The organism is Marinobacter sp. H13 (assembly GCF_059072335.1).
In genome coordinates, this window is record NZ_JCACRU010000001.1 from 3,807,459 (window position 1) to 3,821,125 (window position 13,667).

9 protein-coding genes, 2 tRNA genes and 2 rRNA genes are annotated in these 13,667 nt (G+C 54.8%); 11 read left to right on the forward strand and 2 right to left on the reverse strand.

Annotated features, from left to right (window positions below):
- Positions 1–183 precede the first annotated feature (183 nt).
- A complete protein-coding gene (purL, locus tag AC5JQH_RS17725) occupies positions 184–4,089 on the forward strand; it encodes a phosphoribosylformylglycinamidine synthase (protein ID WP_493805799.1) in 3,906 nt (1,301 codons plus the stop codon).
- Positions 4,090–4,138: 49 nt separating this feature from the next.
- Here purL and AC5JQH_RS17730 read toward each other — a convergent pair whose 3' ends face one another.
- Positions 4,139–4,513, reverse strand: a complete 375-nt coding sequence (locus tag AC5JQH_RS17730) for a hypothetical protein (RefSeq protein WP_141201893.1) — start codon at positions 4,511–4,513, stop codon at positions 4,139–4,141.
- On the opposite strand from AC5JQH_RS17730, the gene AC5JQH_RS17735 reads away from it, so the two are divergent.
- The gene (locus tag AC5JQH_RS17735; protein ID WP_053114894.1) at positions 4,506–4,817 is read left to right on the forward strand and encodes a YqfO family protein; all 312 of its coding nucleotides are present in this window, start codon (positions 4,506–4,508) and stop codon (positions 4,815–4,817) included. The two genes, AC5JQH_RS17730 and AC5JQH_RS17735, sit on opposite strands and share 8 nt — an antisense overlap.
- Before the next feature lie 9 nt (positions 4,818–4,826).
- On the opposite strand, the gene AC5JQH_RS17740 is transcribed toward AC5JQH_RS17735, so the two are convergent.
- The gene (locus AC5JQH_RS17740; RefSeq protein ID WP_008171471.1) at positions 4,827–5,378 is read right to left on the reverse strand and encodes an NUDIX hydrolase; all 552 of its coding nucleotides are present in this window, start codon (positions 5,376–5,378) and stop codon (positions 4,827–4,829) included.
- A 97-nt stretch (positions 5,379–5,475) separates the two neighbouring features.
- On the opposite strand from AC5JQH_RS17740, the gene AC5JQH_RS17745 reads away from it, so the two are divergent.
- The 9 genes from AC5JQH_RS17745 (at position 5,476) to AC5JQH_RS17785 (ending at position 13,632) form a co-directional block, all read left to right on the forward strand.
- The gene (locus tag AC5JQH_RS17745; RefSeq protein ID WP_008171474.1) at positions 5,476–6,063 is read left to right on the forward strand and encodes an NUDIX hydrolase; all 588 of its coding nucleotides are present in this window, start codon (positions 5,476–5,478) and stop codon (positions 6,061–6,063) included.
- Between the two features lie 2 nt (positions 6,064–6,065).
- Positions 6,066–6,599 (forward strand): gamma carbonic anhydrase family protein, encoded by a 534-nt coding sequence (locus tag AC5JQH_RS17750; protein ID WP_008171478.1) that lies wholly within the window; start codon positions 6,066–6,068, stop codon positions 6,597–6,599.
- Positions 6,596–6,784, forward strand: coding sequence for a DUF1289 domain-containing protein (locus tag AC5JQH_RS17755; protein ID WP_008171481.1), 189 nt, complete (start codon positions 6,596–6,598; stop codon positions 6,782–6,784). The genes AC5JQH_RS17750 and AC5JQH_RS17755 overlap by 4 nt, the downstream gene beginning before the upstream one ends.
- Before the next feature lie 18 nt (positions 6,785–6,802).
- Positions 6,803–7,993, forward strand: a complete 1,191-nt coding sequence (gene purT, locus AC5JQH_RS17760; protein ID WP_008171482.1) for a formate-dependent phosphoribosylglycinamide formyltransferase — start codon at positions 6,803–6,805, stop codon at positions 7,991–7,993.
- 105 nt (positions 7,994–8,098) lie between these two features.
- Positions 8,099–8,305 carry a hypothetical protein gene (locus AC5JQH_RS17765; RefSeq protein ID WP_273070307.1) on the forward strand — a complete coding sequence of 69 codons (207 nt, stop codon included), beginning with the start codon at positions 8,099–8,101 and terminating at the stop codon, positions 8,303–8,305.
- A gap of 201 nt (positions 8,306–8,506) precedes the next feature.
- Positions 8,507–10,046: ribosomal RNA gene (locus tag AC5JQH_RS17770) — 16S ribosomal RNA — on the forward strand.
- 91 nt (positions 10,047–10,137) lie between these two features.
- Positions 10,138–10,214 (forward strand) — tRNA-Ile (locus AC5JQH_RS17775).
- A 122-nt stretch (positions 10,215–10,336) separates the two neighbouring features.
- A tRNA-Ala gene (locus AC5JQH_RS17780) sits at positions 10,337–10,412 on the forward strand.
- A gap of 328 nt (positions 10,413–10,740) precedes the next feature.
- Positions 10,741–13,632 (forward strand): 23S ribosomal RNA (locus AC5JQH_RS17785).
- Together the 16S and 23S rRNA genes with 2 tRNA genes alongside form the textbook arrangement of a ribosomal RNA operon.
- Positions 13,633–13,667: the final 35 nt, after the last annotated feature.

Genomic DNA, 13,667 nt, shown 5'->3' on the forward strand with positions numbered 1-13,667 from the left:
CAATGATCCTTGGTGTCGGAGGCCTGGTCAATAAAGCTGGTTAATTAATGTGCAAAACAATGTTAATTGTACAGCCCGGGATTAACGCCTCAAGCGCTGTATCCTGACCCCGCTTTCGAGTATCATGTCGGCCTTTCAAATTGCACCCAGACTTCCCCGTTTCGCGCGATACAGGTTGATATCATGCTTGAACTTCGCGGCGCTCCCGCGCTCTCGCCATTCCGCTCCCGCAAATTGCATTCCCGGATTCAGGATATCGTGCCTGAAATCGAGCATGTTTATGCTGAGTTCATGCACTTTGTTGACCTGGAGGCAGACCTCTCGGACGCGGAGCAAGCTATTCTGGACCGGCTCCTGACCTATGGCCCGAGTGTGCCGGTGGAAGAGCCTGACGGCGTGCTTTTCCTGGTTGTGCCTCGCCCCGGCACGCTCTCGCCCTGGTCCAGCAAGGCAACGGACATCGCCCGGAACTGTGGCTTGCGGCAGATACATCGGATTGAGCGGGGCACGGCCTATTACATTCGTTCGGGGCGCAAGCTTGGCCTGGAACAACGCGAGAAAATCGCAGCGCTGCTGCATGACCGCATGACTCAGAAAGTATTTCATGAGATGGGCGGCGCAGAGCTGTTGTTCAGCCATGAAGAGCCTCGGCTCCTGGGGAGGGTGCCAGTTCTCGCCGGTGGCCGCGATGCCCTGGTGGAAGCCAACTCGCGCCTGGGGCTGGCGCTTGCCGAAGATGAAATTGACTACCTGGTTAAGTCCTTCACGGATCTTGAACGGGATCCGACCGACGTGGAACTCATGATGTTCGCCCAGGCGAACTCCGAGCATTGTCGCCACAAGATATTCAACGCGTCCTGGGATATTGACGGCGAGGGTCAGGAAAAATCCCTGTTCGCCATGATCCGGAATACCTTCGAAATGAACAGCGAGGGCGTGCTATCGGCCTACAAGGACAATGCCTCGGTTATTCGGGGTAGTCGTGGTGGCCGCTTCTTCCCGGACCCCGAGACGGGTGTCTACGGATATAACGAAGAAGAAATCCATATTCTGATGAAGGTGGAAACGCACAACCACCCGACGGCGATTGCTCCTGCCGCCGGCGCCGCCACGGGCTCCGGCGGCGAAATTCGCGACGAAGGTGCTACCGGCCGGGGTTCCAAGCCCAAAGCGGGTCTGACTGGTTTCACAGTCTCAAACCTGAATCTGCCGGACGATCCCCAGCCATGGGAAATCAACTACGGCAAACCTGAACGCATCGCTTCACCGCTCGACATCATGATTGAAGGGCCTATTGGTGGCGCGGCATTCAATAACGAATTCGGACGTCCCAACCTGGCGGGCTACTTCCGGACCTTTGAGGAGAAAGTGCCCGGAGCCGCCGGCGAAGAAGTCCGCGGTTACCACAAGCCGATCATGATTGCCGGTGGTCTTGGCAATATTCGTGAGGAGCATGTTGAAAAGGGCAATATCCCGGTGGGCGCGAAACTCATCGTGTTGGGTGGGCCCTCCATGCTGATCGGTCTGGGCGGTGGTGCGGCTTCGTCCATGGACTCGGGCTCCAGTAACGAAAATCTGGACTTTGCGTCAGTGCAGCGGGACAACCCCGAGATGGAGCGTCGGTGTCAGGAAGTTATCGACCGCTGCTGGCAGATGGGCGACAAGAACCCTATTGCGTTCATCCATGATGTGGGCGCCGGTGGTCTGTCCAACGCTATGCCTGAGCTTGTCAAAGATGGCGGTCGCGGGGGTAAATTCGAGCTTCGCGACATTCCCAGTGACGAGCCGGGAATGTCTCCGCTGGAAATCTGGTGTAACGAATCCCAGGAACGGTATGTGATGGCAGTGGCTCCGGAAAACCTGGAGCAATTTGACGCCCTGTGCCGCCGCGAGCGCTGCCCCTATGCCGTGATAGGCGAGGCGACAGAAGCTCATCATCTGGAATTGGGCGATTCCTACTTCGACGACAAGCCGGTTGATCTGCCGATGGAAGTGCTGTTCGGCAAACCGCCGCGCATGCATCGGAGTGTCAGCCGCGCTTCCTTTACGAAGCCCATTTTCGACTCCACCAAAATCGATCTGGATGATGCCATTCGCCGCGTTCTGCGTCTGCCGTCTGTTGGCTCCAAGAGCTTTTTGATCACCATTGGTGACCGGACCATTACCGGCCTGGTTGCTCGGGATCAGATGGTTGGGCCCTGGCAGGTTCCGGTGGCTGATGTGGCTGTGACGGCCACCTCCTTCGATGTTCGCACCGGTGAAGCAATGGCCATGGGCGAGCGCACGCCGGTCGCCACGATCGATGCGCCCGCGTCCGGTCGCATGGCCGTCGGTGAAGTGATTACCAATATGGCGGCAGCGCCGATCGGCAAGTTGGCCGATATCCGGCTCTCTGCAAACTGGATGGCCGCTGCTGGCCACCCGGGTGAAGATGAGAATCTCTACGAGACCGTTCGCGCCGTAGGCATGGAATTGTGCCCGGAGCTTGGAATCACGATCCCCGTGGGCAAGGACTCCATGTCCATGAAGACCATGTGGGAAGAAGACAGCGGCGAACAGAAAAGCGTGACTGCACCGCTTTCATTGATTGTCAGTGGTTTTGCACCGGTTATTGATGTTGCAAGGACGCTGACTCCCCAGCTGGTCAAGGATGCTGGCGAGACAGATCTGATCCTCGTGGATCTTGCTGCTGGCCAGAACCGCCTCGGGGGCTCCGCTCTGGCTCAGGTTTACCGTCAGGTCGGTGCAGTTGCACCGGATCTGGATGACCCGGAGGACATCAAGGCTTTCTTTGCGGTTATTCAGGGTCTGAACAGCGACGGTAAGCTCCTGGCCTATCACGATCGTTCAGACGGCGGCCTGTTCGTCACCCTTGCTGAAATGTGTTTCGCCGGCCACTGTGGGGTTGATATCAAGCTGGATGGCCTCGCCGAGGATCGCAGTCAGTTTGCCCGGGAACTTTTTAATGAAGAGCTGGGTGCCGTCATCCAGGTACGCAGGGAAGACACCGGTTTTGTCCTGCAGCAGTTCTCTGCCGCGGGTCTTGGGGATTACATCAGTGTTATCGGTAGCCCGAATGATACTGACAACCTTCGCCTGACCTTCGAAGGTAGCACTGTGGTGGATGAATCCCGGGTGGAGCTCCAGCGCCTGTGGTCCGAGACCAGTTACCGTGTTCAGTCGCTCCGGGATAACGCCGATTGCGCTCGTGAAGAATTCGATAACCTGCTTGACGCAGAGGATCCCGGTCTCCACGCCGAACTCTCTTACGACATCAACGACGACGTGGCTGCCCCTTATATCAACAAGGGAGCCCGTCCAAAAGTTGCGGTTCTGCGGGAGCAGGGTGTCAATGGTCAGGTTGAGATGGCAGCCGCATTCGACCGTGCCGGCTTCGATTCTGTCGACGTGCATATGAGCGATCTGCTCTCCGGCCGGGTTACGCTGGAAGGCTTTAACAGCCTGGTTTCCTGTGGCGGTTTCTCCTACGGTGACGTTCTGGGCGCTGGCGAGGGTTGGGCCAAGTCGATTCTGTTCAGCGATCGCGTCAGGGACCAGTTTGCGGCGTTCTTTAATCGCCAGGACACGCTGGCGCTGGGTGTGTGCAATGGCTGTCAGATGCTCTCCAATCTTCACGAACTGATTCCGGGAAGTGAGGGCTGGCCACGTTTCGTACGCAACCAGTCCGAGCAGTTTGAGGCGCGCCTGGTTATGGCTGAGGTGATGCCGTCACCGTCGGCGTTCATGGATGGCATGGCCGGTTCCCGTATGCCGATTGCCGTTGCTCACGGCGAGGGCAGGGTTGAGTTTGCCAGCGGCACCTCGGCAGAAGCTCTCTCCGAGAACGAGTTGGTGGCGCTGCGCTATGTGGATAATCGGGGGCAGGCGACCGTACGCTATCCCTACAACCCGAATGGATCCGAAGCCGGTATTACTGGTGTGACGACGCGCGATGGCAGGGTCACCATCATGATGCCGCATCCCGAGCGAGTGTTCAGGGCTGTCCAGCATTCCTGGCGCCCCTCAGAATGGCAGGAAGATGGTTCCTGGATTCGCATGTTCCGAAATGCGAGACGCTGGTTCGGCTGATTTTCCGTTCCAGTGACAAGCCGGTTTTGGGTGCGCTCAACATGAGTGTTTATTCCAAAGCCGGCTTTTTTGTTTTGCGCCCTTTTTTTGGGCGTTTTTCAAGGGAAAAAATCGGCAAAAATGGCAAAAATCCCCTTGACTCAGTATTTTTATGCACATTGCTGGTGCCTCCCTGTTTGTTCTGTGCACAAAGAGCGGGAATTTGGTTCAACTTTTGCTCAAAAGTCATAACCAATTGAAAAATATAGAATAAATGAATCAGGTGATTTTGTCGCCAATTTAACGGAAGTGCAGTGATTACGGGGTTTGAGGGCGTGTTCCCAAAAACTTTCCCCAGAGTTATCCACAGATTCTGTGGGTAAGTATCTAAGCTATTAATCTGTACAAAAAATATCCGACCTGAAGGAGGTTTTTCGATGTACAAGATGTGTTATTTCGTTCCGGAGACTCACGTCGAAAAAACCAAACAGGCATTGTTCGATGCCGGCGCCGGTCGAATCGGTGATTACGATTCCTGTGCCTGGCAATGTCTTGGAAGAGGGCAGTTTCGTCCGCTTGAAGGAAGCGATCCGTTTCTCGGTCATGCCGGGGAGATTGAAGCGGTGGATGAATACAAGGTTGAGCTGGTTTGCGCCGACGAGCTGATAAAGGATGCTCTCGCGGCACTCAAGCAGGCCCACCCATACGAGGAGCCCGCTTACGAAATCTATCGAATGGAGGAATTGTAGTCGCCCGCGCTACTTGCGGTCTTTCGCCATGGGGTGGCGGATATCACTCACGTGAACCCCGAAGGATTCGCGGCTGTAGTCAGACAGGAAAAGTTCCAGGGTTCGCTTGACGGTCGGGAACGAGATTTCTTCCCAGGGAATCTCGTCCAGGCCGAACAGTCTGGATTCGAGGGACTCCTCACCTGCACCAAACTGACCGTCTTTCAGTGTGGCCCGGTAGAACATGTGAACCTGATTGATGTGCGGGACGTCGATGATGGAATAGAGGCCTTCAATGTTAACCTCTGCAAGCGCCTCTTCCATCGTTTCCCGCTCCGCGGCCTCGATGGTGGTTTCGGCGTTCTCCATGAAACCCGCAGGCAGCGTCCAGTAACCATAGCGAGGTTCGATAGCGCGGCGACACAGCAGTATCTGGCCCTCCCACACGGGCACCGTGCCGGCGACAATGCGTGGGTTCTGGTAATGTATGGTATCGCAGCTGACACAGACATAGCGGTGACGGTTATCGCCTTCGGGGATGCGTTGTTCAACCGGATGGCCGCATGTGCTGCAGTACTTCATGATTTTCCCCGTATACTTAAATTGGTTTGGTAGTCAGTTTAACGATCCCGGCTGCCTCTGTCTCATCCAACCTCCGGATGTACCGTGGAGATGAACATTGCGTGATTTACTTGCCGAGCGCCTGGCCGGCTATGCACCGCGCCAGTTGGCCCTGGATTATCCTGAGGCAGGCATACTGGTTCCGGTAACCGACGATCTGAAAAACCCGGAGATGATCTTTACGCTCAGGTCCGAGAATCTGAGCACCCATCGCGGGCAGGTCGCCTATCCCGGCGGCAAAAGGGATTCGGAAGATCCGTCTCTGGCAGCAACGGCGTTACGTGAAACCCATGAAGAGATCGGATTGCCGCCGGATCAAGTACAACTAATTGCGCCGCTCAGTCAGGTGATGTCCCGCTACGGAATTCTAGTTACACCTTACGTTGGTGTGATTCCCGGAGATCATCCTTTGGAGCCAAACCCCCATGAAATCGAAAGTGTATTCCGCGTGCCTCTATCGTTTTTTCTGGAAGACAGGCGGGAGCGCACAGATGCTCTGGATTTCCTGAACCATACGTTTTACGTACCCTGCTACCGTTGGGAACGCTACGAGATCTGGGGCCTGTCGGCAGTGGTTCTGGTTGACTTCCTGAACGCTGTGTACGATGCCGGAATCGATCTGCTTGAACCGCCTGAAGGAGGCTGAGAATGTTTTACCAGTTGAATGACCGAACGCCGGAACTGGAAGGTGAGGGTCACTTTGTGGCCGAGAACGCGTCGGTGATAGGCCGTGTCCGGCTGATGGATAAGGCCAGCGTCTGGTTCAATGCCGTTCTACGTGGTGACAACGAGTGGATCACCATTGGGCCTGAAACAAATGTTCAGGACGGTTCGGTACTGCATACAGACCCGGGTATGCCTCTTACTCTGGGTAAGGGTGTAACGGTTGGTCACAAGGTAATGCTCCATGGGTGCGAGATTGGTGATTACTCTTTAATTGGCATAAATGCTGTGGTTCTGAACGGAGCAAAGATTGGCAAGCACTGCCTGATTGGCGCCAATGCTCTCATTCCCGAAGGAATGGAGGTGCCTGACGGCTCCATGGTTGTCGGTTCGCCGGGCAAGATCAAGCGGGAGCTCAACGATAGCCAGAAGAAGATGCTGGAAATGAGTGCGCAGCACTATGTTCAGAATGCTGCCCGCTACGCCGATGAGCTCAAGCCCTGCGAGCCGAAAAAATGAGTGTTGCTGACAAGGTTCGATCGCCCTGCGTAAGCATCTGCGCGCTTGATGAAAATGACATCTGTGTGGGCTGCCATCGAAGTGGGGATGAGATCACCCTCTGGACCAGGATGGATGACGACGAACGGCGCGAGGTGCTCCGGAAAGTGGCGGAGCGCGAAAAAGGTTCCCTGATTCACGGCTAACATAGGTGTTGGTAAATCATGACTGACTCAGTTCGAATTGGTACTCCCCTTAAAGGTAATGCCTTCAGGGTTTTGTTTTGTGGATCCGGTGAGCTTGGCAAGGAAGTTGTCATTGAACTTCAGCGCTATGGCGTCGAAGTGATCGCTGTCGACAGATATGCGGATGCGCCTGCCATGCAGGTGGCGCATCGGAGCCATGTCATCGACATGCTGGACGGCGCCAGCCTGCGCAGTGTTATCGAACAGGAAAAGCCGGATCTGATTGTTCCGGAGATTGAAGCGATTGCCACGCCGGAGTTGGTAAAGCTCGAAGAGGAAGGCTATCGCGTCATCCCCACCGCCAGAGCGGTGAACCTCACCATGAACCGTGAAGGAATCCGGAGGCTCGCGGCTGAAGAGCTCGGGCTGCCTACCTCACCCTACCGCTTTGCGGGTACCCGGGAAGAATACCTTGCCGCCGTGAACGAAATAGGCCTGCCACTTGTGGTAAAGCCGGTCATGAGCTCGTCGGGCAAGGGGCAGAGTACCGTCAAGACCGAGGATGATATTGAAGCGGCCTGGGAATATGCCCAGTCTGGCGGGCGTGCCGGTAAGGGAAGGGTGATTGTCGAAGGCTTTGTGGACTTTGACTATGAGATTACCCTGCTCACCGTCAAGCACCGTGATGGCGTATCTTTTTGTGAGCCCATCGGGCACAGGCAGGAAGATGGAGACTATCGGGAATCCTGGCAACCACAGCCAATGGCCCCGCTGGCCTACGAGCGTTCGGCCGAAGTTGCCCGCGCTGTGGTCGAAAACCTCGGTGGCTATGGCATCTACGGTGTGGAGCTGTTTGTTAAGGAAGACAATGTCTGGTTCTCCGAGGTTTCGCCGCGTCCGCACGATACTGGCCTGGTTACGTTGGTCTCACAGGACCTGTCCGAATTTGCTCTGCATGCCCGAGCCATTCTGGGTTTGCCCATTCCCGCGATACGGCAGACTGGTCCCTCGGCATCAGCCGTGATTCTTCCTGAGGGCGATTCGGCGTCCGTATCGTATTCCGGTCTTGAGACAGCGCTTTCCGAGCCGGATACTCAATTGCGTTTGTTCGGCAAGCCCGAGTTGAAGGGGCGCCGTCGAATGGGCGTTGCCCTGGCGAAGGGCGCAACGGTGGATGAAGCGCGCAAGAAAGCTCGCGACTCGGCAAATTCGATTACCGTTGAACTGTGAGGTTCACCCAGGCCTGGCTCTGATCAGCCAGGCTTATGAAGGTTCGATGACGATTTCCGAAAAAATTCGGAACGAACCGTTGACACCTTCAGGCAGGTCTGTAGAATGCGCATCTCTTTCGAGGGGAGCACCGCTGAGGCGGCTGAGGAATCGAAAGATAACTGTTTGAAAGCGCTGAAGAAAATGAGTTTCAAAATTCTTCAGAAAGCAGTTGACAGGCAAGCGATTCACTGTAGAATGCGCGCCTCGAAACAAGCAGTAAGCCGGGTCATTTTTCGGCGCTTTCCGGAGACGGAAAACATCGAAAAATAAACGGTTGACAAGGCGGCGCTACGATGTAGAATACGCGGCCTTGATTGAGCAACAGCTCAAACGCTCTTTAAAAAGTTGACCAAGTAATTCGTGTGGGCGCTGGCCGAGGTATTTCGGATATGAAATATCAGGACAGTGACTCGTCGAAATTGAGTTTTGTCTTGAGCAAGAATAGAGAATCTTCGGATTCTTGTATGATTTAAACTGAAGAGTTTGATCATGGCTCAGATTGAACGCTGGCGGCAGGCTTAACACATGCAAGTCGAGCGGTAACAGGGGGTGCTTGCACCCCGCTGACGAGCGGCGGACGGGTGAGTAATGCATAGGAAACTGCCCAGTAGTGGGGGATAGCCCGGGGAAACCCGGATTAATACCGCGTACGCCCTTCGGGGGAAAGCAGGGGATCTTCGGACCTTGCGCTATTGGATGTGCCTATGTCGGATTAGCTAGTTGGTGGGGTAAAGGCCTACCAAGGCGACGATCCGTAGCTGGTCTGAGAGGATGATCAGCCACATCGGGACTGAGACACGGCCCGAACTCCTACGGGAGGCAGCAGTGGGGAATATTGGACAATGGGGGCAACCCTGATCCAGCCATGCCGCGTGTGTGAAGAAGGCTTTCGGGTTGTAAAGCACTTTCAGTGAGGAGGAAAACTCTGCGACTAATACTCGTAGGGCTTGACGTTACTCACAGAAGAAGCACCGGCTAACTCCGTGCCAGCAGCCGCGGTAATACGGAGGGTGCAAGCGTTAATCGGAATTACTGGGCGTAAAGCGCGCGTAGGTGGTTTGATAAGCGAGATGTGAAAGCCCCGGGCTTAACCTGGGAACGGCATTTCGAACTGTCAGGCTAGAGTATGGTAGAGGGTAGTGGAATTTCCTGTGTAGCGGTGAAATGCGTAGATATAGGAAGGAACACCAGTGGCGAAGGCGGCTACCTGGACCAATACTGACACTGAGGTGCGAAAGCGTGGGGAGCAAACAGGATTAGATACCCTGGTAGTCCACGCCGTAAACGATGTCTACTAGCCGTTGGGACTCTTGAAGTCTTAGTGGCGCAGCTAACGCACTAAGTAGACCGCCTGGGGAGTACGGCCGCAAGGTTAAAACTCAAATGAATTGACGGGGGCCCGCACAAGCGGTGGAGCATGTGGTTTAATTCGACGCAACGCGAAGAACCTTACCTGGCCTTGACATGCAGAGAACTTTCCAGAGATGGATTGGTGCCTTCGGGAACTCTGACACAGGTGCTGCATGGCCGTCGTCAGCTCGTGTCGTGAGATGTTGGGTTAAGTCCCGTAACGAGCGCAACCCCTATCCCTAGTTGCTAGCAGTTCGGCTGAGAACTCTAGGGAGACTGCCGGTGACAAACCGGAGGAAGGTGGGGATGACGTCAGGTCATCATGGCCCTTACGGCCAGGGCTACACACGTGCTACAATGGTGCGCACAGAGGGCTGCAAACCCGCGAGGGGGAGCCAATCTCACAAAACGCATCGTAGTCCGGATCGCAGTCTGCAACTCGACTGCGTGAAGTCGGAATCGCTAGTAATCGTGAATCAGAATGTCACGGTGAATACGTTCCCGGGCCTTGTACACACCGCCCGTCACACCATGGGAGTGGATTGCACCAGAAGTGGTTAGTCTAACCTTCGGGAGGACGATCACCACGGTGTGGTTCATGACTGGGGTGAAGTCGTAACAAGGTAGCCGTAGGGGAACCTGCGGCTGGATCACCTCCTTAAACGAAGCCGAACGCTTCGGTCAGAGTCCACACGAATTACTTGGTTAGCTGAATAAAGAGAGCAGATGGGTCGTTGCAGGCCCGTGTTTTTGGGTCTGTAGCTCAGGTGGTTAGAGCGCACCCCTGATAAGGGTGAGGTCGGTGGTTCAAGTCCACCCAGACCCACCAGAATTGCGTGGCTCGTCGTTGCTTCCAAGCTCACGTGCGACTCGCACGCTACGCTTGCAAGCGCCTAGATCCACACAATTCTATAGCTAAGGTTAAACGACCTGGCTTGTGTGGAAGATCGAGGGGCCATAGCTCAGCTGGGAGAGCGCCTGCCTTGCACGCAGGAGGTCGGCGGTTCGATCCCGCCTGGCTCCACCAAAAGCCTGAACGATCGATGCTTACATAACTGACTAACTCCGGTTAGCAGTGTGCAGAAACAAGTGTTTCAACTTGATGAAAAAGTTCGAAGCCCTTCTTTCTGATCACTGGGTCAGATTTGCTCTTTAACAAATTGGACGAGATAGAACACGATTGATGGATTCCATTATCTCCGGAATTCATTGATCAGAGTGATAACGATTTCAAGCGTTATCCGGTGTTGTCGTTGAAGTGGTTGTTATATCGCTTCAAGGAACTGTCTCCACTTATTGATGCCCTGGTTTACCAGGTTATCGATGAATGGAACACAGTTGTCTTGGGGTTATATAGTCAAGCAACTAAGCGCATACGGTGGATGCCTTGGCAGTCAGAGGCGATGAAAGACGTGGAAGCCTGCGATAAGGTTCGGGGAGCTGGCAAACAAGCTGTGATCCGGGCATTTCTGAATGGGGAAACCCACCGACTTTCGGGTCGGTATCTTGCACTGAATACATAGGTGTAAGAGGCGAACCGGGGGAACTGAAACATCTAAGTACCCCGAGGAAAAGAAATCAACCGAGATTCCCTAAGTAGCGGCGAGCGAACGGGGATTAGCCCTTAAGCTAGACAACTGGTAGGAGAAGGCTCTGGAAAGTGCCGCCATAGTGGGTGATAGCCCCGTATCCGAAACCTGAGTCTGGTGAAATCGAGTAGGACGGGACACGTGATATCCTGTCTGAACATGGGGGGACCATCCTCCAAGGCTAAATACTCCTGACTGACCGATAGTGAACCAGTACCGTGAGGGAAAGGCGAAAAGAACCCCTGTGAGGGGAGTGAAATAGATCCTGAAACCGTATGCGTACAAGCAGTCGGAGCGGACTTGTTCCGTGACGGCGTACCTTTTGTATAATGGGTCAGCGACTTATGTTCAGTGGCGAGGTTAACCGTTTAGGGGAGCCGTAGGGAAACCGAGTCTGAATAGGGCGATTTAGTCGCTGGGCATAGACCCGAAACCGGGCGATCTATCCATGAGCAGGTTGAAGGTGCCGTAACAGGCACTGGAGGACCGAACCCACTGTCGTTGAAAAGCCAGGGGATGACTTGTGGATCGGAGTGAAAGGCTAATCAAGCCCGGAGATAGCTGGTTCTCCCCGAAAGCTATTTAGGTAGCGCCTCGGACGAATACCACAGGGGGTAGAGCACTGTTTCGGCTAGGGGGTCATCCCGACTTACCAACCCGATGCAAACTCCGAATACCTGTGAGTACTATCCGGGAGACACACGGCGGGTGCTAACGTCCGTCGTGAAGAGGGAAACAACCCAGACCGCCAGCTAAGGTCCCCAAGTACCAGTTAAGTGGGAAACGATGTGGGAAGGCTCAGACAGCTAGGAGGTTGGCTTAGAAGCAGCCATCCTTTAAAGAAAGCGTAATAGCTCACTAGTCGAGTCGGCCTGCGCGGAAGATGTAACGGGGCTCAAACTGGTCACCGAAGCTGCGGCTGCATACTTTGTATGCGGGGTAGGGGAGCGTTCTGTAAGCCTGCGAAGGTGTGTTGAGAAGCATGCTGGAGGTATCAGAAGTGCGAATGCTGACATGAGTAACGACAATGCGGGTGAAAAACCCGCACGCCGGAAGACCAAGGGTTCCTGCGCAACGCTAATCGGCGCAGGGTGAGTCGGCCCCTAAGGCGAGACCGAAAGGTGTAGTCGATGGGAAACGGGTTAATATTCCCGTACCTTGGATAGCTGCGATGGAGAGACGGAGAAGGCTAGGTGAGCCGGGCGACGGTTGTCCCGGTTTAAGCGAGTAGGGAGTGGACTTAGGCAAATCCGGGTCCACAATCTCGAGACGCGACGACGACTGCTCTTAGAGCGGGAAGTCATTGATGCCCTGCTTCCAGGAAAATCTTCTAAGCTTCAGGCTATTCGAGACCGTACCCCAAACCGACACAGGTGGTCAGGTAGAGAATACCAAGGCGCTTGAGAGAACTCGGGTAAAGGAACTAGGCAAAATGGTGCCGTAACTTCGGGAGAAGGCACGCTGGTGGTAAGTGAAATCCCTGCGGGTGGAGCTGAAGCCAGTCGAAGATACCAGGCCCCTGCGACTGTTTATTAAAAACACAGCACTGTGCAAACACGAAAGTGGACGTATACGGTGTGACGCCTGCCCGGTGCCGGAAGGTTAATTGATGGGGTTAGCGCTTGCGCGAAGCTCTTGATCGAAGCCCCGGTAAACGGCGGCCGTAACTATAACGGTCCTAAGGTAGCGAAATTCCTTGTCGGGTAAGTTCCGACCTGCACGAATGGCGTAACGATGGGGGCGCTGTCTCTACCCGAGACTCAGTGAAATTGAAATCGCCGTGAAGATGCGGTGTATCCGCGGCTAGACGGAAAGACCCCGTGAACCTTTACTATAGCTTCACAGTGAACTTTGAGCATGTTTGTGTAGGATAGCTGGGAGGCTTTGAAGTGGGAACGCCAGTTCTCATGGAGCCAACCTTGAAATACCAGCCTGACATGTTTGAGGTTCTAACTTGGTCCCCTTATCGGGGATGAGGACACTGTGTGGTGGGTAGTTTGACTGGGGCGGTCTCCTCCCAAAGCGTAACGGAGGAGCACAAAGGTGGGCTAAGCATGGTCGGACATCATGCGGTTAGTGTAATGGCACAAGCCCGCTTAACTGCGAGACAGACACGTCGAGCAGGTACGAAAGTAGGTCATAGTGATCCGGTGGTTCTGTATGGAAGGGCCATCGCTCAACGGATAAAAGGTACTCCGGGGATAACAGGCTGATACCGCCCAAGAGTTCACATCGACGGCGGTGTTTGGCACCTCGATGTCGGCTCATCACATCCTGGGGCTGAAGCCGGTCCCAAGGGTATGGCTGTTCGCCATTTAAAGTGGTACGCGAGCTGGGTTTAGAACGTCGTGAGACAGTTCGGTCCCTATCTGCCGTGGACGTTGGAGATTTGAGGAAAGCTGCTCCTAGTACGAGAGGACCGGAGTGGACGAACCTCTGGTGTTCGGGTTGTGACGCCAGTCGCATTGCCCGGTAGCTATGTTCGGACAGGATAACCGCTGAAAGCATCTAAGCGGGAAGCCCCTTCCAAGATGAGATCTCCCTGGACCCTCGAGGTCCCTGAAGAGCCGTTCAAGACCAGGACGTTGATAGGTCGGGTGTGTAAGCGCTGCGAGGCGTTGAGCTAACCGATACTAATTGCTCGTGCGGCTTGACTATATAACACCCAAGACAATTGCGGATAACGCAGAGCC